Source organism: Inquilinus limosus (assembly GCF_002195995.1).
Taxonomy (GTDB): domain Bacteria; phylum Pseudomonadota; class Alphaproteobacteria; order DSM-16000; family Inquilinaceae; genus Inquilinus; species Inquilinus limosus_C.
Genome location: NZ_NHON01000029.1, coordinates 19,124 through 45,531, shown reverse-complemented (window position 1 = coordinate 45,531; position 26,408 = coordinate 19,124). Strand labels below are relative to the sequence as shown.

General features: G+C 69.8%; 27 protein-coding genes and 1 pseudogene. 14 read left to right on the top strand and 14 right to left on the bottom strand.

Features of this window, described 5'->3' with window-relative positions; translation table 11 throughout:
• Nucleotides 1-16: 16 nt before the first annotated feature.
• Nucleotides 17-940 carry a LysR substrate-binding domain-containing protein gene (locus BWR60_RS16620; RefSeq protein ID WP_088152139.1) on the top strand — a complete coding sequence of 308 codons (924 nt, stop codon included), beginning with the start codon at nucleotides 17-19 and terminating at the stop codon, nucleotides 938-940.
• 75 nt (nucleotides 941-1,015) lie between these two features.
• Nucleotides 1,016-1,555: a hypothetical protein gene (locus BWR60_RS16615; RefSeq protein WP_088152138.1), complete on the top strand. Its 540-nt coding sequence runs from the start codon at nucleotides 1,016-1,018 to the stop codon at nucleotides 1,553-1,555.
• A 20-nt stretch (nucleotides 1,556-1,575) separates the two neighbouring features.
• On the opposite strand, the gene BWR60_RS16610 is transcribed toward BWR60_RS16615, so the two are convergent.
• Nucleotides 1,576-2,490: a pirin family protein gene (locus BWR60_RS16610; RefSeq protein WP_088152137.1), complete on the bottom strand. Its 915-nt coding sequence runs from the start codon at nucleotides 2,488-2,490 to the stop codon at nucleotides 1,576-1,578.
• A gap of 113 nt (nucleotides 2,491-2,603) precedes the next feature.
• Between BWR60_RS16610 and BWR60_RS16605 the strand changes: the two genes are divergently transcribed.
• On the top strand, nucleotides 2,604-3,152 hold the full coding sequence (locus BWR60_RS16605) for a PH domain-containing protein (protein ID WP_179221801.1): 549 nt from the start codon (nucleotides 2,604-2,606) through the stop codon (nucleotides 3,150-3,152).
• A gap of 173 nt (nucleotides 3,153-3,325) precedes the next feature.
• Here the strand turns inward: BWR60_RS16605 and BWR60_RS16600 are convergent, their stop codons facing one another.
• Nucleotides 3,326-4,465, bottom strand: coding sequence for a hypothetical protein (locus tag BWR60_RS16600; RefSeq protein WP_088152135.1), 1,140 nt, complete (start codon nucleotides 4,463-4,465; stop codon nucleotides 3,326-3,328).
• A 93-nt stretch (nucleotides 4,466-4,558) separates the two neighbouring features.
• Here BWR60_RS16600 and BWR60_RS38985 point away from each other — a divergent pair.
• From BWR60_RS38985 to BWR60_RS16590, 3 genes and pseudogenes are all read left to right on the top strand, one after another.
• A pseudogene (locus tag BWR60_RS38985) lies at nucleotides 4,559-4,834 on the top strand (hypothetical protein); the annotation flags it as partial.
• 1 nt (nucleotide 4,835) lies between these two features.
• A complete protein-coding gene (locus tag BWR60_RS37095) occupies nucleotides 4,836-5,105 on the top strand; it encodes a GNAT family N-acetyltransferase (RefSeq protein WP_179221800.1) in 270 nt (89 codons plus the stop codon).
• 360 nt (nucleotides 5,106-5,465) lie between these two features.
• Entirely contained in the window at nucleotides 5,466-6,551 is a 1,086-nt protein-coding gene (locus BWR60_RS16590; RefSeq protein WP_144445644.1) for an SEL1-like repeat protein, read from the top strand.
• Between the two features lie 14 nt (nucleotides 6,552-6,565).
• Here BWR60_RS16590 and BWR60_RS16585 read toward each other — a convergent pair whose 3' ends face one another.
• A complete protein-coding gene (locus BWR60_RS16585; RefSeq protein WP_088152132.1) occupies nucleotides 6,566-7,429 on the bottom strand; it encodes a helix-turn-helix domain-containing protein in 864 nt (287 codons plus the stop codon).
• A gap of 151 nt (nucleotides 7,430-7,580) precedes the next feature.
• Here BWR60_RS16585 and BWR60_RS16580 point away from each other — a divergent pair, with 151 nt between their 5' ends.
• The 4 genes from BWR60_RS16580 (at nucleotide 7,581) to BWR60_RS16565 (ending at nucleotide 10,045) form a co-directional block, all read left to right on the top strand.
• Complete coding sequence (locus tag BWR60_RS16580; protein WP_088152131.1) at nucleotides 7,581-8,534, top strand: phytanoyl-CoA dioxygenase family protein; 954 nt, start codon at nucleotides 7,581-7,583, stop codon at nucleotides 8,532-8,534.
• Nucleotides 8,535-8,623: 89 nt separating this feature from the next.
• A complete protein-coding gene (lepB, locus tag BWR60_RS16575; RefSeq protein ID WP_088152130.1) occupies nucleotides 8,624-9,394 on the top strand; it encodes a signal peptidase I in 771 nt (256 codons plus the stop codon).
• A gap of 61 nt (nucleotides 9,395-9,455) precedes the next feature.
• Nucleotides 9,456-9,734, top strand: coding sequence for a type II toxin-antitoxin system ParD family antitoxin (locus tag BWR60_RS16570; RefSeq protein WP_088152129.1), 279 nt, complete (start codon nucleotides 9,456-9,458; stop codon nucleotides 9,732-9,734).
• Nucleotides 9,731-10,045 (top strand): type II toxin-antitoxin system RelE/ParE family toxin, encoded by a 315-nt coding sequence (locus tag BWR60_RS16565; protein ID WP_230983077.1) that lies wholly within the window; start codon nucleotides 9,731-9,733, stop codon nucleotides 10,043-10,045. The genes BWR60_RS16570 and BWR60_RS16565 overlap by 4 nt, the downstream gene beginning before the upstream one ends.
• Nucleotides 10,046-10,138: 93 nt before the next feature.
• On the opposite strand, the gene BWR60_RS16560 is transcribed toward BWR60_RS16565, so the two are convergent.
• The 10 genes from BWR60_RS16560 to gcvA form a co-directional block, all read right to left on the bottom strand.
• Nucleotides 10,139-10,486, bottom strand: a complete 348-nt coding sequence (locus BWR60_RS16560) for a RidA family protein (RefSeq protein ID WP_088152128.1) — start codon at nucleotides 10,484-10,486, stop codon at nucleotides 10,139-10,141.
• A 28-nt stretch (nucleotides 10,487-10,514) separates the two neighbouring features.
• Nucleotides 10,515-11,501 carry an adenosine deaminase gene (locus BWR60_RS16555; protein ID WP_230983076.1) on the bottom strand — a complete coding sequence of 329 codons (987 nt, stop codon included), beginning with the start codon at nucleotides 11,499-11,501 and terminating at the stop codon, nucleotides 10,515-10,517.
• The gene (locus BWR60_RS16550; protein WP_088152126.1) at nucleotides 11,498-12,427 is read right to left on the bottom strand and encodes a DMT family transporter; all 930 of its coding nucleotides are present in this window, start codon (nucleotides 12,425-12,427) and stop codon (nucleotides 11,498-11,500) included. The genes BWR60_RS16555 and BWR60_RS16550 overlap by 4 nt, the downstream gene beginning before the upstream one ends.
• 2 nt (nucleotides 12,428-12,429) lie before the next feature.
• The gene (gene deoA / locus BWR60_RS16545) at nucleotides 12,430-13,755 is read right to left on the bottom strand and encodes a thymidine phosphorylase (protein WP_088152125.1); all 1,326 of its coding nucleotides are present in this window, start codon (nucleotides 13,753-13,755) and stop codon (nucleotides 12,430-12,432) included.
• Nucleotides 13,756-13,880: 125 nt separating this feature from the next.
• Nucleotides 13,881-14,297 (bottom strand): cytidine deaminase, encoded by a 417-nt coding sequence (locus tag BWR60_RS16540; RefSeq protein ID WP_088152124.1) that lies wholly within the window; start codon nucleotides 14,295-14,297, stop codon nucleotides 13,881-13,883.
• Between the two features lie 4 nt (nucleotides 14,298-14,301).
• Nucleotides 14,302-15,270, bottom strand: coding sequence for an ABC transporter permease (locus BWR60_RS16535; RefSeq protein WP_088152123.1), 969 nt, complete (start codon nucleotides 15,268-15,270; stop codon nucleotides 14,302-14,304).
• Nucleotides 15,267-16,445: an ABC transporter permease gene (locus BWR60_RS16530; protein ID WP_088152122.1), complete on the bottom strand. Its 1,179-nt coding sequence runs from the start codon at nucleotides 16,443-16,445 to the stop codon at nucleotides 15,267-15,269. The genes BWR60_RS16535 and BWR60_RS16530 overlap by 4 nt, the downstream gene beginning before the upstream one ends.
• Nucleotides 16,442-18,025 (bottom strand): ABC transporter ATP-binding protein, encoded by a 1,584-nt coding sequence (locus tag BWR60_RS16525; RefSeq protein ID WP_088152121.1) that lies wholly within the window; start codon nucleotides 18,023-18,025, stop codon nucleotides 16,442-16,444. The genes BWR60_RS16530 and BWR60_RS16525 overlap by 4 nt, the downstream gene beginning before the upstream one ends.
• An 18-nt stretch (nucleotides 18,026-18,043) precedes the next feature.
• Nucleotides 18,044-19,039: a BMP family lipoprotein gene (locus BWR60_RS16520; RefSeq protein ID WP_088152120.1), complete on the bottom strand. Its 996-nt coding sequence runs from the start codon at nucleotides 19,037-19,039 to the stop codon at nucleotides 18,044-18,046.
• Nucleotides 19,040-19,519: 480 nt separating this feature from the next.
• Nucleotides 19,520-20,473 (bottom strand): transcriptional regulator GcvA, encoded by a 954-nt coding sequence (gene gcvA / locus BWR60_RS16515; protein ID WP_088152119.1) that lies wholly within the window; start codon nucleotides 20,471-20,473, stop codon nucleotides 19,520-19,522.
• A gap of 145 nt (nucleotides 20,474-20,618) precedes the next feature.
• On the opposite strand from gcvA, the gene BWR60_RS16510 reads away from it, so the two are divergent.
• Complete coding sequence (locus BWR60_RS16510) at nucleotides 20,619-20,831, top strand: DUF1127 domain-containing protein (protein ID WP_088152118.1); 213 nt, start codon at nucleotides 20,619-20,621, stop codon at nucleotides 20,829-20,831.
• Nucleotides 20,832-21,139: 308 nt separating this feature from the next.
• Here the strand turns inward: BWR60_RS16510 and BWR60_RS16505 are convergent, their stop codons facing one another.
• Nucleotides 21,140-23,077, bottom strand: coding sequence for a hypothetical protein (locus BWR60_RS16505; RefSeq protein WP_179221799.1), 1,938 nt, complete (start codon nucleotides 23,075-23,077; stop codon nucleotides 21,140-21,142).
• 610 nt (nucleotides 23,078-23,687) lie between these two features.
• Here BWR60_RS16505 and trhA point away from each other — a divergent pair.
• The 3 genes from trhA (at nucleotide 23,688) to BWR60_RS16490 (ending at nucleotide 26,315) form a co-directional block, all read left to right on the top strand.
• Complete coding sequence (gene trhA / locus BWR60_RS16500) at nucleotides 23,688-24,344, top strand: PAQR family membrane homeostasis protein TrhA (protein ID WP_088152116.1); 657 nt, start codon at nucleotides 23,688-23,690, stop codon at nucleotides 24,342-24,344.
• Nucleotides 24,345-24,467: 123 nt separating this feature from the next.
• Nucleotides 24,468-25,139, top strand: a complete 672-nt coding sequence (locus BWR60_RS36385) for a hypothetical protein (protein ID WP_144445643.1) — start codon at nucleotides 24,468-24,470, stop codon at nucleotides 25,137-25,139.
• 93 nt (nucleotides 25,140-25,232) lie between these two features.
• Nucleotides 25,233-26,315, top strand: a complete 1,083-nt coding sequence (locus tag BWR60_RS16490; protein WP_218823538.1) for a DUF2333 family protein — start codon at nucleotides 25,233-25,235, stop codon at nucleotides 26,313-26,315.
• Nucleotides 26,316-26,408: the final 93 nt, after the last annotated feature.

The window sequence follows — 26,408 nt, the reverse complement described above, 5'->3', positions numbered from 1 at the left end:
GCCGGAGGGCCTGCCGATGCGCTTCGACCTGACCGATCTGCGCCTGTTCCTGCATATCGCCGAGGCCGGCAGCATCACCGCGGGGGCCGGGCGGGCGGCGCTGGCCCTGGCCTCGGCCAGCGCCCGCATCCGCGGCATGGAGGCGGCGGCCGGCACGGCGCTGCTGCGGCGCGGCCGGCGTGGCGTGGCGCCGACCCCGGCCGGCGAGGCGGTGCTGCACCATGCCCGGCTGGTGCTGCAGCAGATGGAGCGGCTGCGCGGCGAGCTCGGCGACTATGCCCGCGGCCTCAAGGGCCATGTCCGCATCCTTGGCAACACAGCGGCGGTGACCGAGTTCCTGCCCGAGCCTTTGGCCGAATGGCTGGCCGCCCATCCCCGCATCGACATCGACCTGGAGGAGCGGCCGAGCCACGCCATCGTCGAGGCGGTGGCCGCCGGGCTGGCCGATCTCGGCATCGTCGCGGACATGGCGGGCGGGGGCGCGGCCGAGGGCGGCGGGGCCGAGGGGCTGGTGCGCATCCCGTTCCGGATCGACCGGCTGGTGCTGGCGGTGCCGCGCGGCCATCCGCTGGCGGCCCGCCGCCGCATCGCTTTCGCCGAGGCGCTGGGCGAGGATTTCGTCGGCCTCAGCCCTGGCAGCGCGCTGCAGGACCACCTCGCCCGCCATGCCGCCCGGGCCGGCCGGCCGCTGGCGCTGCGGGTCCGGCTCGGCGGATTCGACGCGGTCTGCCGGATGGTGGAGCAGGGCGTGGGGCTGGCGGTGGTGCCGGAGACGGCGGCCCGTCGCTGCCGCCGCAGCATGGCGATCCGGGCGGTGCCGCTGTCCGACCCCTGGGCGCTGCGCCGGCTGTCGATCTGCATCCGCTCGCTCGATGCCCTGCCGGCCCATGCCCGGCGGCTGGTGGAGCATCTGGCGCAGGACGCGCCGCCCGCTCTCTGAAGCCGGCCCGCCACAAAGACATCAGGTTTCGAAAGCATTGGCGCCACATTGCGGCGCTATCCGGCATGAGAGGACATGGGATGGGGGAATGCGGTGCGTCGCCGGAGGGTCGCTGCCATATCGCCGCTGATCGGCGCCGCGCTGGTCGCCGCCTGCGGCGGCGCCGATCGGCAGGTCGACCGGCAGCTGGCTGGCTATGTCGGGGCGACACGTGCGGCGATCGAGGCGAGGTTCGGCAAGCCGCTCGCCGAGGAGCCGGGCGCCGCGGGCTCGCGGCGGCTGACCTTCTACGGCAGCAGCGCCGTCCATGTTGAAGGCGCCTATGAGCAGGTGGAGCAGCGCACGCCCATCGACTGCTCGACCCGGCCGAGGCCGCCCTCCTGCCAGAAGGTCACGGTCAAGGACGGCAAGGACTACTACCAGTCCAACGAGACGGAGATCACCACCGTCAATGGCGACTACATCCCGGCGCATCTCGCCGTGTGGTGGTGCAGCGTCGTCTTCACCCTGAACCGGGGCGGGACGGTCACCGCCTATGAGTTCACGCCCTATTCCCCGGGCGAGAAGATCGACTGCAGCGCCGTGTCCTGGGCCGTGCCCCGGCCGAAGCCGTGATCATGGCCGCCGTCGCGCCGTCACCGCTCCGGCAGCGGCAGCCGCTCGGTCTCGTCCGGGATCGTGCCGAACCGGCCCTCGCGCCAATCCTCCTTGGCCTGCTCGATGCGCTCGCGGCTGCGGGCGACGAAGTTCCACCACAGCTTGCGCGGCCCGTCGAGCGGCTCGCCGCCGAACACCATGAGGCGCGTCTCCTCCAGCGCCTCGACCGCGACCGGGTCGCCGGGCCGCAGCACCAGCAGCTGCCGCGGCGGGAAGTCGTCGCCGCCGATCCGCACCCGGCCGGAGACGACATAGACCGCGCGCTCCTCATGCTCCGCCGGCAGCGGCAGCACCGCCCCGGCCTGCAGCGCGGCGTCGAGATAGAGGGTCTCGGAGAAGGTGGCGACCGGCGAGCGCGCGCCATAGGCCGACCCGACGATCAGCCGCACGCTCTTGCCGGCATCCTCGATCACCGGCAGGTCGTCGATGCCGTGATGGGCGAAGCTGGGCGCCACCTCCTCATACGGGGCGGGCAGGGCCACCCAGGTCTGCACTCCGAACAGGGTCGACCCGGTGGCGCGCAGGGCCGGCGGCGTGCGCTCGGAATGGGCGATGCCGCTGCCGGCGGTCATCCAGTTGACGTCGCCGGGGCGGATCAGCTGGCGGGTGCCCAGGCTGTCGCGATGGGTCTGCTCGCCGGCGAACAGATAGGTCACGGTGGCCAGGCCGATATGCGGGTGCGGCGGCACGTCGATGCCGTCGCCGGTGCCGAACAGCGTCGGGCCGAACTCGTCGACGAAGACGAAGGGGCCGACCGAGCGCTTCTGCATCGACGGCACGGCGCGCCGCACCTCGAAGCCGCCGATATCGGCGGTGCGCGGGATCACCACCGTTTCGATGAAGGGGCAGGGCGTCTCGCCGGTGACGGGGTCGCGGGTCGGCTGCCAGCTCATCGTCTTCCTTCGATACCGGATTTCACCGCCGGACATGAATGGGCCGGACGCGGATGGACGGGCGCACGGTTCGACCGTACCCTTCGCTCCGGCATCAGCCAAGGGGAGACATGATGGCCGACACCACCCGGGACGCCGCCCAGGACAGCCCGACAGGGGCCGCCGGCGAGACCGTGATCTGGAAGATCCGCACCGCGCTGCGCGCGACGTTCTACATCTGGGTGCTGGCCATCGTCCTGGCGGTGCTGCTGGGCCTGGTCGGTGGGCCGCTGGCGGCGGTGCCGATCGTGCTGGCCCTGGTCTGGACCGGCTGGCGCTGGCTGACCAGCTATGAGTTGACCAGCGAGCGGCTGATCATCCGTTCCGGCTTCCTGGTGCGGAAGCGCGAGGAGGTGGAGCTGTTCCGGGTCCGCGACTTCTCGCTGTCGCGGCCGCTGCAATGGCTGGTGCTGGGGCTGGGCACGATCGGGCTGACCACGCGCGACCAGTCGGCCCCGAACATCCTGATCGGCCCGATCGCGATGCCGGAGACCCGGCTGGACGAGCTGCGCCGCGCGACGGTGGCGCGGCAGAACCGGGTGCGCTTCCGCGAGGTCGAGGTGTCATCGGCCGGCGACGAACACCATGACGGCGATCATGGCGGCGGGGCGCTGCCGGGGTAGGGCTGGAGCTTCTACGGAGAGGCCGGAGCCACCCCCTCACCCGAAATCGCTGCGCGATTTCGACCTCTCCCCGGGGGAGAGGTGAGATTGCCCTCTCCCCCGGGGAGAGGGAGGGGCCCGGCCCGCTTGGGCCGGGAGGGTGAGGGGGAGGGCGCCGTCGACGGAAGCGAGGCTTACTCGTCGTTGAACGGTCCGATCATCAGCGGCTCCAGCTTGAACCAGTTGCCGAGCTGGCTGTAGGTCAGCTTCACCGGCTTCAGGTCCCAGTACACCTCCGACTTGGTCGGGCCGACGCACTGCATCTGGCCGGATTCGTTCTTCTCGCGCTTGCAGCCATCCTCGCTGTCGAGATAGTAGACCCGGCCGTACAGCCCGGCCTGGTTCTGCTCCACCGTGCCGAAGAAGGCCTCGACATCGGCGTCGTTGTTCTCGCCGCCGAAGAACGCCTCCTCGGGCTTCACCACCGGCTCGTTGAAGCGCAGGTTGTAGTCGTAATAGCCGGTGTAGTTGCGGCTCTGCCCCTTGGCGTCGGTGAAGTTGCCCTCCTCCTCGACATAGCGGATCGAGCCGGTGACCTTGTCGGTATAGGCCTGATTGCCGATGGCGTATTGGAAGGTGATGCCGGCGTTGTCGGTCAGCCAGTTGCCCAGCTCGTAGTCATAGTCGAGATTGCCCGACACCCGGGCCTGCGGCAGGAACGACAGCGGCCCCGGCGCCAGCACCAGCCCCTGGAAGGCCAGCGGGTCCGGGTTCTTCACCTGGATCGTCACCACCTTGCCGTTGACCGTGCGGGAATACAGCTTGTCGGCCGCCTTCGAGGCGCGGTTGATCTGCTCGCCCAGCTCCCACCAGCGGGTGACCTCGCGGCCCTGCACGATGCCGCCGAACTTGCCGCTGGACTGCTGGCCCTTGACGATGTCGAGGCGCAGATTGCCGCTCTCGGGCTGGTAGCGCCCGCCCTCGTCGATCGGCGTCTCGCCGCGCAGGATCGCCACTTCCTTGGCCACCTGGCTGGGGTTCGCCGGGTTGTTGACGTCCATCCGCAGGCTGTAGGTTATGGTGTCCTCCGGCTTGCGCTGGGCCGAGCCGGCATAGGCCATCAGGTCGGCCACCGTCAGCGCCTCGATGGTGTAGACGTCGAGGCCGTTGGTGTTGCGGACGCTGCGCGAGTTGAAGTCGATGGTCATGTGGCCGGTGACCTTGGCGCCGTCGGTCACGGTCTGCAGGCCCCGGTTGCTGCTCTGGGCCCAGGCCGGCGTCGTCGCCAGCACGGCGGCGACGGTCAGGGCGCTGGCGGAAATGCGGTAATTCATGGTCTCCCCCAATTTGAAATCACGACGGGCCGGGCTGTCTTCGCCGCCTCTGTTCTGGCGTGCATATTGGGGCAGGCGACTCGGGGCAATTTGATGGCGAAGCTGTTGCAGGGACGAGGCGATGTCCCGGGACTCGGACGGACGGTGCGGCCGATGCGCGGCGACGCCGCGGAGGTCGCGGCGGTGGCGGCGCTCATCCGCGGCGCCTTCGCGGATTACCTCGACCGGCTCGACCCGCCGCCGAGCGCGGTCGACGAGACGGCGGAGAGCGTCGCGGCCTTGCTGGACCGCGAGCAGGGACTGGTGGCGGAGGCGGGCGGGGCTTTGGTCGGCTGCCTGTTCCTGCAGCGGCGCGACGGCGGCGATTTCTATGTCGGCCGGGTGGCGGTGGCCGGCGCGCATCGCGGCGGCGGCATCGGCCGGCGCGCATCGCGGCGGCGGCATCGGCCGGGCGCTGATGGCGGCGGCCGAGGCAGAGGCGCGCCGGCTGGGCGGGGCGCGGCTGACGCTGGGCGTCCGCCTGGCGCTGGACGGCAACCGCTGCTTCTTCCGCTCGCTCGGCTTCACCGAGGGCGCGCTGCACGCCCATCCGGGCTATGACCGGCCGACCTGGGTGGAGATGACGAAGCCGATCGGGTGAGCTCCTCCGCCGCGGCCGGCTTTCTGGCGGCCAGCCATCGTAAGGCAGCCCGCGGCTCCGGCTTGCGAATACCTCGAAGGGCGTATGCTCATCCGGAAGGAGGAGGCTGACTCGGGTATCGGACGGACAGCCGGTGCGAAGGCTGTCCCATTGGGCCGGTCGCGATCATCCGGGCAATGAGTCATGGTCCGGTGGTCCGCCGCTGATATTCCCTGCCGAAGACATTATCGGGCGGCGGCGCGGCTCCGGATGGAGGCATCCTGCTGCCGCGGCCATTGGATCAAGCCGGTTGCACCCGGTCGGGCGCCGGAAAGACGAATTCGTGGCGCGGCAGATCCGGGAAGCCGGCGAGGAGGTCGGGTGAACTCTCTGGCCGACGACGTGACGCGGCGCCAGCGCAGGCTGATCGATGCCCGCGGTGCCACCCGTTGTGCCGTCGCGGCGCTGTTCGCATGCGCCGTGGCCGGCTGCTCAACCCTGGACGATCTGGGCATCGGTTGGGGCGACTCCGCTCCGGCCGAAGCTTCGACTGCGTCGTCAACCGCCGCCCCGGCTCCGCCCCCCGGATCCGCGGTGCCGGTGCCTGCCGTCATGGCCGCCGCGGTGACGCCGGAGGGGCCGGGGACCGCCGGCGCCGCGGTTGACGACCCGGCAGCGCAGGTGCCGCTGCCGGACGGCGCCTCCGCCGAGCTGCGCGAGCTGGTCCGGAGGGCCGAAGCCGGCGACACGCTCGCCGAATATGGGCTCGGCACCCGCTTCGCCAACGGCACGGAATTGCCGCAAAGCCCGGAGCGCGCCGCATATTGGTATCGCCGCGCCGCCGAACAGGGCATGCCCGACGCGCTCTATGCCCTGGGGGTCGCCTATCGCGACGGGATCGGCGTGACGGGCGACGCCCAGGAGGCGATGACCTGGTTCCGCAAGGCGAGCTTGGCCGGCAGGCCGCGCGGCGCGTACGAGGTCGGCCGCCTTTATGAGGGTGGTCAGCTCGGGCCGCCCAATCCGCGCATCGCCGCCGGCTGGTACCGGATCGCGGCCCATGGCGGCGACGAGCCGGCCAAGGAGGCGCTGGCGAGGCTGCAGGCAGGCCCGGACGCCGGTGCGCCGGCGATGCTCGCTCAAACCAGCCAGATCCCCTCCAGCCCGGACCGGCGTGCCGCCAGCCGGGCGGCCCCGCCGACGGCCGCAGCGCCATCGAAGGCGCCTGCCGCGCAGCCGTCCGCGGCACCCGAGCGGCCGGCGACGGGGGCCGAGATCAGGGAGATCCAGCAACTGCTGGCGAGCCTGAACCTCGATCCGGGCCAGCCCGACGGCCGGCTGCGGCCCAAGACCCGGCTCGCCATCGCCACTTTCCAGCGGGGCCAGGGACTGCCGGTCACGGGCCAGCCCTCGGCGGAGGTGCTGGAGGCGCTCCGCGCCGCCACCGCGGCACCCCGCTTCGATTGACGGATGCTGCCGCCTTATCCCCGGAAGCTGCGGCGGAACTCGCGTGGGGTCATCGCCTTCAGCGCGCGGAACTGGCGGTTGAAATTGGCGATGTTGGGATAGCCGACCTCGTCCGCGACATGGGCGATCGGCCGGTCGCCGTTGATCAGCAGCGAGCAGGCCTGGCCGATGCGCAACTGGGCCACGTAGCGCGACACGGTCAGATGCGTGTGCCGGCGGAAGAAGCGGTGGAAGGCGGAGGGGCTGAGGCAGGCCAGGCCGGTCAGCGCCGCGATCGGGATCTCGTCGCGGTAATGCGCATGGATGTGGTTCAGCACCCGGTCGATCCGCGCCTGCTCCGGCGCCGCCACGGCGGCCGGCCGCGGCGCCGGGGCGGCCAGCGGCGCCCGGGCCTCGTCCCGCGCCAGCATGGTCAGCACCTCGATCAGCCGCAGCAGGCGGCTGGCCGGGTCGAGATCCGGCATCGCCTCGATCGCCGGCCGCACCGCAGCGGCGGCTTCGGCGGAGAAGGCCAGGCCGCGGGCGGCCTCGTCGAGGATGCGGGCGACCGGCCGCAGCTCGGCCAGGCTCCCGACCAGCCGCGCCGCCCAGTCCGGCGAGAACCACATCACCAGGGCGATGTGCGGCCGGGCCGGGTCGATCCGCTCCTGCGAGCACCAGGTGTGCGGCAGGTTCGGGCCGACCAGCACCAGGTCGCCGTCGTCATAGCGGCCGAGATGGTCGCCGACATGGCGCTGGCCGCGGCTGTTCAGGGTCAGCGTCAGCTCGAATTCCGGGTGGTAGTGCCATTCGAACGGGATGGCGTCGTCCAGCCGCCGGTTCAGCAGCGTCCAGGACGCATCCCCCGGCACCGTCACCTTCTCGAAGATCGGCTGCATGGTGAAACTGATACGCAAGGACGGCCTGTGCACGGCCGGACGCGACTCCAGTATCAGTTTTCGGCAGGCGGCGCCAACATGGTGCAATCGAACAGCGCTACAGTCCCGACATGGACGGCCGAACGCCGCACCGCACAGGGAAGACGCCGAGATGGACCGCTATCAGTACGGGGACAACCGGCCGGGCAACGCCTCGGTCTCCTACACCTACGACACCCAGCTCAAGGACATCGAGAAGACGCTGCCGCTGCGCGTCCTGTCCGCCGAGGACTGGCGGCACTGGATCACCTGGGGCTATGTCGTCGTCCCGAACGCCGTCCCGGCCGAGAACATCAGCCGCACCCGCGATCTGCTGTGGGAGTTCCAGGAGATGGATCCGGCGGATCCGGAGAGCTGGAGCAAGCCGCAGATGCGCGACCATGCGATGAAGGAGCTGAACAACAGCGGCATGGTCGAGATCTACAATCACCAGCTGCTGTGGGACAACCGCCAGCACCAGCGGATCTACGACGCCTTCGTCGACATCTGGGACACCGAGCGGCTGTGGGTCACCATCGACCGCGCCAACCTGAACCCGCCGAACCGCCAGGCGCGCGGCTTCAACGGCTTCATCCACTGGGACGCCGACACCTCGCTGACGCCGCTGCCGGTGAACTGCCAGGGCGTGCTGTCGCTGGTCGACACCGACCCGGAGATGGGCGGCTTCCAATGCGTGCCGGAGCTGTTCCGGACGCTGGAGGCGTGGCGCGAGACCCAGCCGGCCGACCGCAACCCCTGGGCGCCGGACACCACCGGCTTCGAGATCCGCAACGTCACCATGAAGGCCGGCGATCTCTTGATCTTCAACAGCCTGCTGGCCCACGGCATCCGGCCGAACCGGTCGCAGGACCGGGTGCGGATGGCGCAGTACATCTCGATGACCCCGGCCGATGAGGGCAATGCCGAGCTGCGCGAATGGCGCGTCCAGTCCTGGCGCGACCGCGAGCCGCCGAAGGGCTACGCCTTCCCGGGCGACCCGCGGGAGTGGGAGAAGACCCGCTACGAGCGCGCGGCGCTGACCGAGCTGGGCGAGAAGCTGCTCGGCCTGGCCTCCTGGGACGAGTGAGGCGCGGCGTCACCTGACGGAATCATGTCCCGTTCTTAACTTGTCCCGGCCCCGGTGCGGCGCGAAGGTCGCCGCATCGGAGGTAGGCCATGGCGACCGACACGGCATCGAGCAAGAGAGGCGCCCGACGCTGGCTGCGCGGCGCCGGCGAGCTGGCGGCGCTGCTGCTGGTGATCGCCGCCGCCAAGGCCGCTATCGCCGAGCCCTTCTACGTCCCGTCCGGCTCGATGGAGCCGACGCTGCAGATCGGCGACGAGCTGGTGGCTGCCAAGTTCAGCTACGGCTACAGCGCCGCCTCGCTGCCCTTCGGCCTGACCGTGCCCGAGAGCGGCCGGGTGCTGGGCCGGCTGCCGGATCGCGGCGACGTCGTCGTCTTCCGCTGGCCCGGCGATCCGTCGCAGACCTGGGTCAAGCGGGTGATCGGGCTGCCGGGCGACCGCATCGCAGTGCAGGGCGGCCGGGTCTGGATCAATGGCGTGCCGGTCGGGCTGCGGCCGGACGGCGAGGGCAGGGTGGAGCACGACAACGGGTCGACCGTGCCGGCCGTCCGGATGATCGAGACCCTGCCGGGCGGCGTCAGCCACCCGGTCTTCAAGCTGTACCGGCACGGGCCGCTGGACGAGATGGCGGAGATCACGGTCCCGCCCGGCGAGCTGTTCGTGATGGGCGACAACCGCGACAATTCGGCCGACAGCCGGCTGCCGGTCAGCGCCGGCGGCGTCGGCCTGCTGCCGGCCGGCGACCTGGTCGGCAAGGCCGAGCTCGTGGTCGGATCCTGGGACCTCGGCCGCGCCTCGCAGCCGGTCTGGACCTGGCCCGCCGGCCTGCGGCTGGACCGCTTCCTGTCGGCGATCGAGTGAGGGTGGCACACGGTATGATTTTATCATACCGTGTGTTAGTGTCTCGGTGGAGGATCGAACGATGCCGTCTGCCGAGAAGCGAACCGTCAGCCTGCCGGTCGAGCAGGCCAACTACATCGATGGCTTGGTCGCGTCGGGCGCTTATGCGACGACCAGCGAGGTCGTTCGTGCCGGCCTGCGGGCCTTGCAGGAGCGGGATGCCGCTGTCGAACGATGGTTGCGCGAGGAGGTTGTCCCGGTCGCCGCGGCGATGCGAGAAGACCCGGGCCGAGCCCTTCCCGCCGCCCAGGTGTTCGATGAGATCCGCGCGTTGCACCAAAAACGGTCGCGGTCTCGATGATGCAATCGGAGATCGTCTTCTCGCCGGAGGCCAGGGACGATCTGCTGAACCTCTATCACTATATCGCCGAGCACTCCGGCGCTGATCGGGCCATTGGCTATCTCGATCGGATCGAGGCCTTCTGCCGGAGCCTCTCGATGTTTCCGGAGCGGGGAACGCCTCGGGATGATCTGTTTCCGGGACTGCGCGTCGTCGGCTTCGAACGCCGCGTCGCCATCGCCTTCCACATCGATCCGGGAAAGGTGACGATCGATCGCATCCTGTATGGCGGCCGCGACCTTGGGCTGCTGAAGCCGCCGGCTGCTCCCTGAACTGTCATGCCCAGGCTTAACCCGGGCATCCAGAGAACGTCGACATCCTCTCGATTGCCGGACCAGGCCCGGCAATCGAGAGGCGAGGGGTGATCAGATCGCCGCGGTGACCTGGATCTCGACGCGGTATTCCGGGCCGGCCAGCTTGCTCTCGACCGTGGCGCGGGCCGGGGTGTTGCCGGGCGAGACCCACTTGTCCCAGGCCGCGTTCATCGCGGCGAAATCGGCGATGTCGGCCAGCCAGATATTGGCGGTCAGCAGCTTGGTCTTGTCGGTGCCGGCCTCGGCCAGCAGGGCGTCGATCGTCGCCAGGATCTGGCGGGTCTGGTCGGTCACGTCCGGGGTCGGCTTGTCGGCCACCTGGCCGGCCAGGAAGACGCGGTCGCCATGGATGACGGCGGCGCTCATGCGCGGCCCGACGCCGATGCGCTTGATGGTCATGGAAATCCTCTCTCTTCTTCGGGTGGGATCAGGAATCGAGCCTGGCGATGAGCCTGGCCCGGGTGGGTTCGTCGACGAAGGCGGCCTGCAGCGCGGTGCGTGTCATCTGCCGCAGGGCCGCCTCGTCGAGGCCGAAATGCCGCTCCGCCACATCGTATTCATGGCCGATGGTGGTGGCGAAATAGGGCGGGTCGTCGCTGTTGAGCGTCACCTTCACCCCGGCCTCCATCAGCTTGCGCAGCGGATGGGCCCGATAGTCCGGATAGACCTTGGTGGCGATGTTGCTGGTCGGGCAGACCTCCAGCACCGTGCCGCGATCGGCCAGCTCGCGCAGCAGGGCCGGGTCCTCGATCGAGCGCACGCCGTGGCCGATGCGGGTCACCGGCAGGCGCAGGGCGGCCCACACGCTCTCCGGCCCCGCCGTCTCGCCGGCATGGACATTGCAGGCCAGCCCGGCCTCCTCATGGGCGATGCGGAAGGCCTGGGCGAACAGAAGCGGCGGGAAGCCGGCCTCGTCGCCGCCCATGCCGAAGCCGGTGACCAGCGGGTGCGGGTGCTTCGCCGCCAGCTTCGCCACCTCGACCCCGCGCTCCGCCCCGAGATGGCGAACACAGGTGACGATGATGCGGGATTCGATGCCGGTCTCGGCCCGCGCATCCTCGATGCCCTGGACGATGCCGTCGAGATGGCCCTGATACGACAGGCCGGCCGCCGCGGCGTGGTCGGGCGAGGACATCAGCTCGACATAGATCGCGCCCTCGGCGGCACAGGCCTTGAGGTACTCGTAGGTGACGTCGCGATAGTCCCCGTCGGTCCGGATCACCGTGCTGGCGGCGTCATAGACCTTCAGGAAATGCAGGAAATTGGTCCAGGCGAACTCGCCCCGGGCGTCGAACAGGTCGGCCGGCAGGGCCATGCCGTGCCGCGCCGCCAAGCGGCGGACCAGATCCGGGCTGGCCGCGCCCTCCAGATGCAGGTGAAGCTCCGCCTTCGGCAGCATTGCACCCTCTCTCATGATGCCGGGACTCCGCTCTCGCCATTGGGCGATCTGGACCGCGTCTCGCGGTGCAGGATATAGAGGCCGCTGGCGACCACGATCGCCGAGCCGACCCAGATCCACAGATCGGGCACGTCGCCCCACAGCATGAAGCCGAGGCCGACGCCCCAGATCATGCCGGTGTATTCGAACGGCACCACGATCGACGGCGTCGCCACGCGATAGGCCTGCGCCATCATGATGGCGCCGATGCCGCCGAGCAGGCCCAGCACGGCCAGCAGCCCGGCGTCGGGCCAGGTCGGCGTCACCCAGACGAAGGGCATCTGCACCCCGGCGACCACGACGATGACCATGGTGGCATAGAAGATCAGCGAGGCGTTGGTCTCGGTGCGGCTGTACAGCCGCACCATCACCATCGACAGGGCGTAGGCCGCGGTGGCCAAGAGGGCGATGGCGCTGCCGCCGCCGAAGCCGCTGCCCTCGCCGCCCGGCCGGATCATGATCAGCACCCCGGCGAAGCCGACCAGCACGGCCAGCCAGCGCCGCAACCCCACCTTCTCGCCCAGGATCGGCACCGACAGGGCGGTGATGAACATCGGCGCGGCGAAGCCGATGGCATAGGCGTCGGCCAGTGGCATCATCGCGAAGGCCCAGAAGAAGCCGAAGGTGCCGATGACGCCGACCAGGCCGCGCAGCAGATGCGCCCCGACCCGTCGGGTCCGCAGCGCCTGCAGCCCCGGCGGCCGGTACAGCAGCACCAGCGTCGGGATCAGCCCGATCGAGGCGCGGAAGAACACGATCTGGGCGATCGGGTAGCCGGCCGACAGCCATTTGATCATGGCGTCCATGATGCACAGCAGGAAGACGCCGCCGGCATAGAGGGCGATGCCCTGGGCCGCCGATTGCCGTGCCTGCGGCGGTGCGGCCAGTGCCTGCGCGGCCATGCTCAGGCGATCCGCTCGGCGACCAGCGCCGGCTGGGCCGGGGCGGTGTGGGCCACGGCCATGGCGGCGCGGATCGCGGCCTCGGCCGCGGCGGCCGAGGCCTCGTCGCGGGCGTGCAGCAGGGCCAGGGGCCGGCCCTTGGCGCCGACAGCCTCGCCGATGGCGGCGATCCCGGTCAGGCCGACGGCGTGGTCGACGCCATCCTCCGGCCGGGTGCGCCCGCCGCCCAGGGCGACGATGGCGACGCCGACGGCGCGGGCGTCGACCGCGGCGACGACGCCGTCGCGCTCCGCCGCGATCGGGCGGATCACAGGCGCTGCCGGCAGGTGGCGATCGGCTTTCTCCAGGATGTCGGCCGGGCCGCCCAGGTCGCGCACCATGCGGGCGAAGCGTTCGGCCGCGGCGCCGCTGGCCAGGGCGTGCTCGACCTTGACCCGGCCGGCCTCGGCATCGGCGGCCAGGCCGCCGATCACCAGCAGCTCGGCGGTCAGCCGGGCCGTGACCTCCCACAGCCGCCCGTCCTTCGGCCCGCCGGTCAGCAGGTCGATCGATTCCCGCACCTCGACCGCGTTGCCGGCGGTGCGGCCCAGCGGCTGGTTCATGTCGGTCAGCAGCGCCACGGTCGGCAGGCCGCCGCCATTGGCGACGTCGACGATCGACCGCGCCAGCGCCCGCGCATCGTCGATGTCGCTCATGAACGCGCCGGTGCCGAACTTGACGTCCATCACCAACCCGCTGAGGCCGGCGGCCATCTTCTTCGACAGGATCGACGCGGTGATCAGGTCGATCGATTCGACCGTGCCGGTGGTGTCGCGGATGGCGTAGATGCGGCGGTCGGCCGGGGCGATGTCGCGGGTGGCGCCGACCACGGCGCAGCCGGCGGACCGCACCACCCGGTCCAGCACATCCGTCTCCGGCTGGCTGACATAGCCGGGGATCGCATCCATCTTGTCCAGCGTGCCGCCGGTGTGGCCCAGGCCGCGGCCGGAGATCATCGGCACGAAGCCGCCGCAGGCGGCGATGATCGGGGCCAGGATCAGGCTGGTCTTGTCGCCGATGCCGCCGGTGGAATGCTTGTCCAGCACCGGGCCGGGCAGGTTGGCGGCCGACCAGTCCAGCACCCGGCCGGACCGGGCCATGGCGCGGGTGAAGGCCACCCGCTCCGGCATGGTCATGCCGCGGAAGAACACCGCCATGGCGAAGGCGGCGATCTGGGCGTCGGTGACGCTGGCATCGACGGCGCCGCGCACCATCGCCTCGATCTCGGCGACGTCGAGCTCGGCCCCGTCGCGCTTGCGGCGGATGATCTCCTGCGGCAGCAGCGTCATGTCAGTGGCCCTCGGCCGACATGGCAGCGGTCTCGGACATGGCGACCCCTCGGGCGAATCCGTTTGGACACGGTTGGTTCTTACTAGGACGGGACGAGGGCGGATGCCAGAGCCGTTCTGGCGGGTCAGTCCCGCAGGTTCTCCGGCCCGAAGGAATGGGGCAGCAGGGCGTCCAGCGTGGTGGTCAGGCGCAGCCCTTCCGGCCCGCAGACATGGATCTTGGTGTCGCCCCGCGCGAACTCCCGGATGCGCTGGCGGCAGCCGCCGCAGGGCGTGCACAGGAGGGTGTCGCCGGCCTCGCCGCCGATCACCACGATCTCCTCGATCGCCTTGCCGCCGGCCGCGACCATGATGCCGATCGCCGTCGCCTCGGCGCATTGGCTCTGCGGATAGGCGGCGTTCTCGACATTGCAGCCGGCATGGATGGTGCCGTCCGGCGTGCGGATCGCGGCGCCGACCGGGAAGTGCGAATAGGGCACATGGGCATGCGCCCGGGCGGCGCTGGCCGCCCTGAACAGCGCCTCGAAGGCTTCGTCCGCCATCTGCTTACCGTTCCTTGACGTAGGGCACGCCGCTGGCCTTCGGCGCCGTCGCCCGGCCGATGAAGCCGGCCAGCAGGACCACCGTCAGGATGTAGGGCAGCGCCTGGATCAGCTGCACCGGGACCTCGCCGAAGCCGGGGATGACGGTGCCCTGCAGCCGCGCCTCCAGCGCGTCCAGCAGGCCGAACAGCAGGCAGGTCAGCATCACCGGCCAGGGCTTCCACTTGGCGAAGATCAGGGCGGCGAGGGCGAGATAGCCCTTGCCGGCGGTCATGTCGCGGCCGAAGGAGGCGTTCTGCGCCACCGACAGATAGGTGCCGGCCAGGCCGCAAAGGATGCCGGTCAGGATCAGCGCCTGGTAGCGCAGCGCCGTGACCGAGATGCCGGCGGTGTCGACCGCCGCGGGGTTCTCGCCCACCGCGCGCAGGCGCAGGCCGAAGCGGGTGCGGTAGACGATCCAGGACACCAGCGGCACGGCCAGGAAGGCGGCATAGACCAGCACCTGGTGGCCGGAGATCAGCTCCGACCAGATCGGCCCGATCACCGGCACGTCGCGCAGCGTGTCGGCAAAGGGCAGGGCGATCTGCTGGAACCGGGCGTCGCCCTCCAGCGGCGGGGTCTGACCGCCGCGCTGGTACCAGGCGATGCCGAGCGTCACCGTCAGGCCCGAGGCCAGGATGTTGATGGCGAGGCCGGAGACCACCTGGTTGCCGCGATGGGTGATCGAGGCATAGCCGTGCAGCAGCGCCAGCACCACCGACACCACCACGCCCATGCCCAGCCCGGCCCAGGCCGAGCCGGTGCCGGCGGCCATGGCGGCGGAGGCGAAGGCGGCGGCCAGCATCTTGCCCTCGAGCCCGATATCGACCAGCCCAGCGCGCTCGGCGAACAGGCCGGCCAGCGCCGCCAGCACCAGCGGCGTCGAGGTGCGGATGGTGGCGTCGAGCAGGGCGATGACGTCGAGCAGGGTCATGGGCTAGTCCCCTTCGCCGCCTGCAGCATCGGCGCGCGGCGCCGGAACAGCGCCTCGATCCGCGGCCGGAACAGGTTCTCCAGCGCGCCGGCGAACAGGATCACCAGCCCCTGGATCACCACCACCATGTCGCGGGTGATCTCCGGCATGTCGAAGTTCAGCTCGGCCCCGCCCTGGTACAGCGCGCCGAACAGCAGGGCCGCGAAGACGATGCCGAAGGGGTGGTTGCGGCCCATCAGCGACACGGCGATGCCGACGAAGCCGGCGCCGGCGACGAAGTTCAGCAGGATGCGCCGCTGCACGCCCATGATCTCGTTCAGCGCGATGAAGCCGGACAGGGCGCCGGAGATGCACATCGCCAGGATGATGATGCCGGCCACCGAGATGCCGCCATAGACGGCCGCGCGCGGGTTCAGCCCCACCGTCCGCAGCGCGTAGCCCCAGCGGGTGCGCCAGACGAAGATCCAGACGAAGACGCAGCAGGCCAGCGCCCACAGGAAGGAGAGGTTCAGCGGCAGCCGCCGCATCTTGACGCCGAACCAGGACAGCACCTCGGTGATGGTCGGCAGCACGGTGTTGGCGGCGAAGGCGCGGCTCTCCGGCGACTGCTGGCCCGGTGCGATCAGCACATGGACCATCAGATAGACCATCAGGGAGGAGGCGATGAAGTTGAACATGATCGTCGTGATGACGATGTGGCTGCCCCGCTTGGCCTGCAGATAGGCCGGGATGAAGGCCCAGGCGGCGCCGAACAGCGCGGCCGCGATGATCGCCAGCGGCAGCACCAGGATGAAGGGCAGGAAGTCGAGATATAGGCAGACGAGGCCGACCCCGAGCCCGGCGACATAGGCCTGGCCCTCGGCGCCGATGTTGAACAGCCCGGCATGGAAGGCCACGGCCACGGCCAGGCCGGCGAAGATGAAGTTGGTGGTGTAGTAGAGCGTGTAGCTCCAGTTCGGGAAGCTGCCGAAGGCGCCCTTCAGCAGCAGCTCCGCCGCGTGCACGGGGGTGTAGAGATAGTCCGCCCCGCTCATCGTGCCGGCGGAATACTGGCCCCAGTAGATCAGCAGCACCACCAGCCCGGCGGCGACGAAGGCCAGCACCAGGTTGACCAGCGGGATCAGCCCGATCGACACCCAGCGCGGCACGTCGGCCGGACGGCCGAAGGCGCTCATTCCGCCGCCTCCTGCTGGACGCCGGCCATCATCAGGCCCAGCGACTGCTCGCTGGCGCCGTCGGCCGCGACCTCGCCGACGATCATGCCGTCGAACATCACCAGGATGCGGTCGGCCAGCGACCGGATCTCGTCCAGCTCGACCGAGACCAGCAGGATCGCCTTGCCGCTGTCGCGCAGCGCCACCAGGCGGCGGTGGATCGCCTCGATCGCGCCGATGTCGACGCCGCGGGTCGGCTGGCCGACCAGCAGCACCTTCGGGTCGCGCTCGACCTCGCGGCCGACGATGATCTTCTGCTGGTTGCCGCCGGAGAAGTTGGCGGCCTTGAGATAGGGGTTCGGCGGGCGGACGTCGTAGTCCTGCATCAGCCGCTCGCAATGGGCCACCACCTTGCGGCCGTCGGTCATCACCCGGCCGTTATAGGCGGGGTCGGCATGGTGGCCGAGGATCGAGCATTCGGCGGCGCTGAAGGCGGTGACCAGCCCCTCGCGGTGGCGGTCCTCCGGCACATGGCCGACGCCCAGCCGGCGCAGCGTCCCGGCATCGACCTGGGGCAGGGACGACAGGGCGGTGCCGCCCACCGCGATGTCGCCCTTGGCCGGCCGCACCATGCCGGCCAGCGCGGCCAGCAGCTCCGACTGGCCGTTGCCGGACACGCCGGCGATGCCGACGATCTCGCCGGCCCTCAGCGCGAAGGATACGTCCTTGACCCGGCGCACGCCCTGGCCGTCGACGACGTCGAGGTCGCGCACCTCCATCAGCGTCTCGCCCGGCCGGGCCGGGGTCTTGTCGACGCGCAGCAGCACCTTGCGGCCGACCATCAGCTCGGCCAACTGCTCGCGGCTGGTCTCCCTGGTGGCGACATTGGCGACGACGCGGCCCTGCCGCATCACCGTCACCGCGTCGGTGATCGCCATGATCTCGCGCAGCTTGTGGGTGATCAGGATCACCGTCTTGCCCTGCGCCCGCAGCGCCGCGAGGATGCGGAACAGATGGTCGGCCTCCTGCGGCGTCAGCACGCCGGTCGGCTCGTCCAGGATCAGGATGTCGGCGCCGCGATACAGCGCCTTCAGGATCTCGACCCGCTGCTGCAGCCCGACCGGCAGGTCGCCGACCACGGCGTCGACCGGCACCTCCAGGCTGTATTCGCGCTCCAGCCGCTGCAGCTCGGCCCGCGCCCGGCTCTTGCCGCCGGCCAGCAGCGCGCCGCCCTCGGCGCCGAGGATCACGTTCTCCAGCACCGTGAACGGCTCCACCAGCATGAAGTGCTGGTGCACCATGCCGATGCCGGCCGCGATCGCGTCGCTGGAGGAGGTGATGCGCTTGGCCTGGCCGTCGACCAGGATCTCGCCGCTGTCGGCCTCGTAGAAGCCGTACAGGATCGACATCAGGGTCGACTTGCCGGCGCCGTTCTCGCCGATGATGCCGTGGATCGTGCCGGGCGCGATGGTCAGCGACACGTCCTGGTTGGCCTTGACCGAGCCGAAGCTCTTGCTGATGCCGCGCAGCTCGATGGCCGGCGGGGCCCCGGTAGGGGCTCCGCCAACCGTCGCGGCGCGGGTCACGCCATCATTGCTCATCGCGGTCGGATGCCGCCGTCACATCGGGCAGGAATTGTCGGTGCGGTAGTCGACGACCTTGATCGAGCCGTCGATGATGCCCTTCGAGGCCGCGTCGACCTTCGCCTTCATCTCCGGCGTGATCAGCTTGGCGTTGTTCTCGTCGGCGGCCCAGCCCACGCCGTCCTCCTTCAGCCCCAGCACGTTGACGCCGGGCTTGAAGGTGCCGGCCTGGGCCGATTTGAAGACGTTGTAGGCGGCGACGTCGACGCGCTTGACCATCGAGGTCAGGACCGAGCCGGGATGCAGCATGTTCTGGTTGCTGTCGACGCCGATCGACAGCTTCTTGGCGTCGGCGGCGGCCTGCAGCACGCCCAGGCCGGTGGCGCCCGCCGCGGCGTAGACCACGTCGGCGCTGCGGTCGAACTGGCTGCGCGCCAGCTCGCCGCCCTTGGTCGGGTCGTTCCAGGCGGCCGGGGTGGTGCCGGTCATGTTCTGCAGCACGGTGATCTTCGGGTCGGCGTAATGCGCGCCCTGGACATAGCCGCAGCCGAAGGCGCGGATCAGCGGGATGTCCATGCCGCCGACGAAGCCGACCGTGTGGGTCTTCGACGCCATCGCGGCCAGGATGCCGACCAGGAAGGAGCCTTCCTGCTCCTTGAACACGATCGACTGGACGTTCGGCTTGTCGACCACCGCGTCGATGATCGCGAATTTGGCATCCGGGAACTCGTCGGCCACGATCTCCAGCGCCGGGGCCTGGGCGAAGCCGACGGCGATGATGACGTTGGCGCCGTTCTCGGCCATGCGGCGCAGCGCCTGCTCGCGCTGGGACTCGTTGGTGACCTCGAACTCGGCGATCTTGATGCCGGTCTCGTCGGACCACTTCTTCGAGCCGTTGTAGATGCCTTCGTTGAAGGAGCGGTCGAACTTGCCGCCCATGTCGAAGACCACTGCCGGCTTCACCTCGTCGGCGAAGGCAGCCCCGGCCACGAGCGCCGTGGAGAGGGCGAGGGCGGAGAGAAGCTTGTTCATTGTTGGAAGACGCTCCCTGTCAAACCTTGAGTGTCAGAGAATATCGGCCACGCCCGGCCCGCGCCAGCACCGCGAGGGCCGGCCATCGGGCCATGGATGGGGATATGGAGCAGGCCGGCCGCGCCGGCGTCGGATGCCGTCGTCATCATCTCTCCCAGGGGCTCGATCCCGGACGTCCTGCCGGGAGACGACGAACCGCAAGCCTCACATGACGCCGCGACCGGTTTCCCCGGCATCGGCACCGCCTCTCCTGAAGCCGAACCGTAACGAAATCCTGACCAAACGGTCAAAGCAAATTTTGCGTTGAAAATCAGTATTAATATCCGACAAAAGGCCTGTCGGATTGCAGTTTGCCGCGTCTGGAGTTTTAGAACCGTCATTGCGAGCGCAGCGAAGCAATCCAGCAGCCGGTGCGCACCGGCCCCTGGATTGCTTCGTCGGCTTCGCCTCCTCGCAATGACGGCTGGGTAAACCTTCAGATCACCCACTCAGGGCCGGGACGGGCGGCGAGGCCTTCCCCGGGGCGTCCGGGTCCTCCGCCGCCGCGGCCACCAGCCAGTCGCGGAAGGCACGCACCGCCGGGCGGTCGAGGGCGTCGGTCCGGCACAGGAAATGATAGGCGTAGTCGGCGACCCGGCTGTCCGGGAAGGGCCGCACCAGCCGGCCGCTGCTCAGGTCGTCGGCCATGATCGAGCTGCGGCCGAGCGCCACGCCTTCGCCGGCGGCCGCGGCCTCCAGCATCATGTGGCTGTCGCTGTAGCGCGGCCCGCGGCGGTGGTCGACATCGTCCAGCCCGAAATGCAGCAGCCAGTGCTGCCAGGTGACCCAGGGCTCGTCATCCCCGGTCAGCACGTCGTGGATCAGCGTGTGGTGGCGCAGATCGGCGGGGGCCAGCAGCGGGCGCGGCCCCGCCAGCAGAAGCGGGCTGCACACCGGGAACACCTCGTCGTCCAGGAAGCGCTCGACATGGAGGCCGGCCCAGCCGCCGCGGCCGTAGCGCAGGGCGATGTCGACCCGCTCGCGGCGGAAATCCACCGCCTGGTGCTGGGCGTGGACCTCGATCTCGAGGCCGGGGTTGAGGCGGCGGAACCCGGCCAGCCGCGGCAGCAGCCAGCGCACCGCGAAGGAGGGCAGGACGGTGACCGACAGCACGGTCTGGACGTCGTCGACCCGGACCCGCGCCACCGCCTCGGCCAGGCGGTCGAAGCCGCGGGTCAGCTGCGGCGTCAGGATCCGCCCCTGCTCGGTCAGCGCCAGGCCGCGCGGCAGGCGCTGGAACAGGGCGACGCCGAGATAGGCCTCCAGCGCCTTGACCTGGTGGCTGACCGCGGCGGGGGTGACCGCGAGCTCATCGGCCGCGTCGACGAAGCTGAGATGGCGGGCGGCCGCCTCGAAGGCGCGGAGGGCGTTCAGCGGGGGCAGGCGGCGCGCCATGGGCGGGGCGGATGAGCGATAGTTTTTCTAAGTCATAGCACGAGAAAGCCTCGTTTGTCGAAGCGAGAACGAAAGCACAACTATAGCGGTGAGGCGGAGGCGCCCCCGAGAGGCCAGCCGACCTCGCAAGCCAAGGAGAACCGCCATGTCCGCCACCGGAATCCCGCTCACCGCCACTCGTGATGCCATCGCCGCCCGCGGCGTGGTCCTGCGCCTGGTCGACCGGCTTCTGGACTGGCAGGACCGCGAGCGTCAGCGCCGCCACCTGTCCAGCCTCGACGACCACATCCTGGCCGATGTCGGCCTGAGCCATGGCGACGTCGAGGAAGAGATCCGCAAGCCGTTCTGGCGCAGCTGACCGCGAGCTGCTGGAAGGACTTTTCAGCATTCCCGACACCGTCATTGCTGTAACTCTTGAAGGTCGCTGCGGCAGGCAGCTTACCCACAGCTCCATTGAGCAAGGCTGAATCTGCTGGTCATAGCGGCGGACCATGCGTTGAGAGCGGCTTCTTCAGCCTCCGAAACGATCAACGAATTAATGAACATCCACAATTGCGAGCGCAGCGAAGCAATCCATCCCGCAGCACGAGCGGCCCGATGGATTGCTTCGTCGGCTTCGCCTCCTCGCAATGACGGCGAGGGATGAGGCGGTGTGAAAAGGCCTCGCTACAGCTTGATGATCTGCAGGCCTCCCGGCCCTGTGAACACGAACAGGCGCCGGCCCGGCATCACCCGCAGCCGTTGTGCCTCCGCCGGCAGATGATACCGGTTCAGCAGGGTCGGACGGCGCGGATTGCGGACATCGACCTCCTCGACATCCCCGGCCGTCGCGACGAACACCGATCCGGAGCCGAGCGCGACCGCCGCCCCGCCCTGGCCTGCCGCGTAGAAGCCGAGGCGGACCGGCCGGCCCGGCTGGCTCACATCGAGAATGTGGAGGCCGGTCGAGCAGCGCAGATGGACCGTCCTGGCATCGCCGCTGAGGGCCAAATCGCTGGCGAATTCGCAATCGTCGCTGTAGCGGCCGATCTCGCTGATCTGCGACGGGTTGCCGACATCGAAGATGCGCAAGCCCCCTGGAACGCCGCCGGCGACATCCGGCGCGGTGGCCGCGAACAGCAGCGTTCCGGCGAGCTGCAGCCGCTCGACCCGGGTGTCCACCGGAACCGCGTTCCGCACCACCGGATTGGCCGGGTTCGACACGTCGACGGAGGTCACCGAGCCCCCGTTGGTGGCCGTGCCGAGATAGACATGCCGGCCCTTCCCCGCGATCGCGGAGGAGAACTGGGCGGGCAGGCGCCCCAGCTCGCGCGGCGATGACGGGTCGCTGAGGTCGGCGACGATCAGCCCGTAGCCCCAGGACGCCAGATAGGCCCGCTTGCCATCGACCGCCATGTCCTCGAAGGCGCGGTCCTGCTTGGCCTTGGGCAGGTCGGCGTCGAACCGTCCCGTCGGCGTCAGGTCATCGTCGCTGGCCGCGCTCAGCCCGTAGACGTTCTGCAGCAGGACCAGCGTGCGGTCGACGAGGGCCGCGTCCTGGATATCGGCACCGCCGATGGTGTCGACGACGCTGGCCAGGCGGGCCGTCCTGCTGGTGTCGAACAGGGCCAGCTGGTCGGTGGTGGTGGCCACCCATCCCCATCGGCCTTGCACGGCGGTCGTTTCCGCGGCGAAGGCATTGCCGAAATCGACATGGCCGACCCGGCGCACCGGCAGGCGCAGGCTCCAGGCGCTGACGCCGGAGGCACCGAAGCCGTAGGCCTTGTCGCCGGCGACGAAGCCGTTGAACAGCGCCTCGCCCGGATCCGCGCTGCCCCACAGCAGCGGCTGGCCGCCCCAGGGCGGCAGGTAGTACAAGTTGACGCCCAGCCCGAACCCGACCGCCAGCGGCCAGGCGAATTGCAGGCGGAAATTGGCGAACCCGTCCAGGTTCGCGCTGGTGACCTTTTTGGGCAGAGTCTTCCGGCTGTTGTCGAACACCTGCAGCAGGGTGTCGCCGATCATCGTCCGGGCGGACGTGAAGATGCGGTTGCCGGCGACGCCGACCACCTCGGCCGGGCCGCCCTCGACCACCCGGATGGCCTTGGGGTAGAGCGGATCCGCCAGGGAATGGACGACCACGCCCCTCTCGGCGTCGAACGCATAGAGATAGTCCCCGTCGATCGCGATCGCGGTGATGGCCTCGGCCGCCGCGCTGGTCCGCAGGGCGCCGCCATCGACCAGCCGCGGACGCCCCGGATCGAGCAGGGAGTAGATCGCCAGGCCGGAGGTGCCGTCCTGCCGTTGCCAGCTGGCGTAGAGATAGCGGCCGCGGGACGCGATCCCGGTGATCACGCCGGGCAGCGGCTGCCGGCGCGTGTCGCCGGCCAGCCGGGGCGCCGCCGGATCCCGGTAGTCCCAGGCCGCGACGGTGGCTCCGGCCGGAAGATAGACGAAGTCGCCCTGCCGGAGCGGCACGCCGATCCGGCCGCCATAGGCCGTCTGATCGGCCCGTGCCGCCAGCTCCTGCGCCTGGGCCAGGCCAGCGCTGGAGATCGCGAGGGCCAGCCCCAGCGCGATCTGCCTTGAACAGCGAAGGGCCGTTTGCCGTATCCGCTCCGACAAGCTTGTCGCTTCAGGTTCCCCCACGATCGATTCCTCTTTTGATTGGGTTGGTTGTCGACACGCCGAAATGTCCGGCACCGGCCCGTGATGGCCCGTTCCTGACTCAACGGGGCGGTTTCGCCTCCTCGCCATGACAGGGAGGAGCGAAGAGTCGGTCTCAGGGTCGGATCGAAGACGTCCCGGTCTGTCCCGGTCCCATCCCCGCGCCGGGATGTACGAGTGCTCTCAAGCAGGTGCGCGCGAACTCACGAAGGACATGCCGCACGATCGGCTGCAGGCATTGGATGCAAGTTCGCCTCCCCCGGATTATTCGATCTCGGAAATATCGAAATCTATGGATCGGGCGGCGAGATGCCGATCCTCAGATTCAGATCTGAACTTCACCATTGCAAATGAAACGAAATCTGACAAGCCGATTTGTTTGATTGTGGAGGGCAATAATTGGTGGTCTATTCAATATTGGTCAAAATTCGATTCTTTTGCTGCCGATATTTGCTCTTGTTTCAGACTATCCGGCGACCGGTCCGGGGCGGGTGGCCGTGGCGATCGATGCGCCGCATGGGTGACCGCGCCGCATGGCGGCGGCCGGACCGGATGCTAGACTGATGCCATGACCGAAGGGATCGTCGCCCACACCGAGACCCTGGCCGAGGAGATCGCCAACGCGATCACCCATGGCGTCGGCGCCGCCCTGGCCGTGGCCGGGCTCGTCGTGCTGCTGGTCCTGGCCAGCCTCTATGGCGGCGCGCTCGAGATCGTCAGCCTGGCGATTTACGGCAGCACGCTGGTGCTGACCTATGTCGCCTCCACCCTGCTGCATGCGGCGCGCTCGGCCCGCTTCAAGCATGTCTGCAACCTGCTCGACCACGCCTCGATCTACCTGCTGATCGCCGGCACCTACACGCCGTTCCTGCTGCTGGGCCTGCGCGGTGCCTGGGGCTGGACGCTGTTCGCGGTGATCTGGGGCCTGGCGGTCACCGGCGTGGTGCTGCGCCTGGTCCTTCGCCACTACGGCCGGCACATCGCGCTGCCGCTCTATCTCGGCATGGGCTGGCTGATCCTGGTGGCGATCGGCCCGGTCTGGTCGTCGCTCGGCGGCGCCGCGGTCGGCTGGATCCTGGCCGGCGGCCTCGCCTACACCGCCGGCGTCGCCTTCTATGTCTGGGAGCGGCTGCCCTTCAACCACATGATCTGGCATCTGTTCGTGCTGGCCGGCAGCGCCCTGCACTTCACCGGCATCATGGCCACCGTCGTGCCGCGAGGTTGACGGCGGTGTTCTGGCAGGTGCGGGCACCGGCCGTCGTGACGCGCCGCCATCCTCCGGAGGGATGGTGGGCTCATCCAATCGCTGAATTGCGCAGCCGGCCGGTGCGACGCAGATTTGCGCATCATGGCCAAACCCGCCTGCAGCCACGGTTTGTTCCGGACCGCCCGGAGGCCGATGCGCGCTGGCGGCCGTTTCCTCCGGGCAACCGCGATCGTGATGGCCGCCGCAACTGTCACTGATGGGGCACACGCCCAGCTTCAGATCGACTCGCCGCCCCCGTTGCCGAAGCTGGAGCGCCCGCCGGCGGAACCGGTACCGGTCTATCCTCTGGTCAAGCCAGGATTGCCGCCGCCGCAGCCGTGGGTGGGGCAGCCGGCGCAGCGGCCGCCATCTCCACCTCTTGCTGCTGTTTCTGCACGCGTGCAGCAGAGCAAGACTCATCCCAACGGCATGACCATCTCGATCGCGGCGGTGACATTCCTGCCGTCCAGCATCGTCGTCGATGTGGAGATCTTCAACCCGGGCGTCTACAGGCGGCGTCTCAACCCGTTCGGCACCCTGTTGCTCACCGACGACCGCGGCCGGAGCTATCCCTTTCTTCCCCCGCCCGACAATCCGGAAATGCAGATCGCTCCGCAGTCGCATGTCGTCGGCCGGCTGGTCTTTCTCGGTGGTGTCGACTGGCAGGCCCGGATGCTGCGGCTGACGATCAACCATCCGTTTGGAAGCCCCACGGACCGCATGAGCACAACGCCGCTGCTCCAGTTCACCCTGCCGGCCGAGCCGCGCTCCTAGGGGCGCGCCGCACCTGCTTTGCGAACCGGGGCTGGCACCGGACCGCCGCCATCGCCATTCTGTTCCTCGGGACCGACCATGGGCGAGGGGCGAGTGAGCGAACGGCCGGACGACATCTTCCAGGAAGACCTCGACCCGGCGCGCGCCAGACGCGGCTGGGGTGCCCGGCTGGGCGGGCTGTTCCGGCGCAAGGCGACGGCCGACATCCCACCCGCCGCGCCGCCTCCGGCCGGTGGCGGGCGGCGCTGGCCGCGGCTGGTGGGCTGGGGCCTCGGCGGGCTGGTGGTGCTGTTCGTGCTCTACATGGCCGTCGGCGCCTTCATCGTGCACGCGGTCGACGACGACCCGGATTTCGCCGCGGCCGCGCCGGTCCCCAATGGCGGCCAGGCCACCGGCAGCCAAGCCGTCGAGATCGCCGCGGCGCTGATCGAGCGCGAGACCGGCGGCGCCCATCGCTGGACCGCCAACGACCCGTTCTTCCTGCCCGGCTGGCTGCTGGACAACATGCCGAACTACCAGCAGGGCATCATCTACGCCCTGTCGCGCTTCACCGCCGAGATGGGCGACCAGATCGGCCGGTCGCGCGGTTCCTCCCAGATGGACCCGGATCTCGACCGCGCCACCGGCCTGCTGCGCTATCCCGGCACGATCTGGCTGTTCGACCTCAGCACCTCCTGGGCGCCGACGGCGTCGTCGGAATCGCAGTACCGCGCGGCGGCCCGGGCACTGCGCAGCTACAACCAGCGGGTCGCGGCCGGCACCGCGCCGTTCGAGCGGCGGGCCGACAACCTGCTGCAGACGATCGACCGCTTCGCCGCCGATCTCGGCTCGCAATCCTCGGTCATCGCCGACCATATCGAGCAGAGCCGCGGCTGGCTGATCGACACCCGGGCCGACGACATCTTCTATTCCACCAAGGGGCGGCTCTACGCCTATTTCCTGGTGCTGCGCGCCCTCGGCCGCGACTTCGAGGGCGTGATCGCCCAGTCCGGCGCGACCAAGATCTGGGACGAGATGGTGGAGAACCTGCGCGAGGCGGCGGAACTGCGGCCGCTGGTGGTGATGAACGGCCGCGCCGACGCCATGTTCCAGCCCAACCACCTGGCGGTGCAGGGCTTCTTCCTGCTGCGCGCCCGCACCCAGATGCGCGAGCTGGCGAACGTGCTGCGGAATTGAGGCGCGGACAGTCTTCAGAAGCGCCTCTTTGATCCCTTACCCGTCATGGCGAGGAGCGTAGCGACGTGGCCATCCAGGGCCGCTCGCACCGGC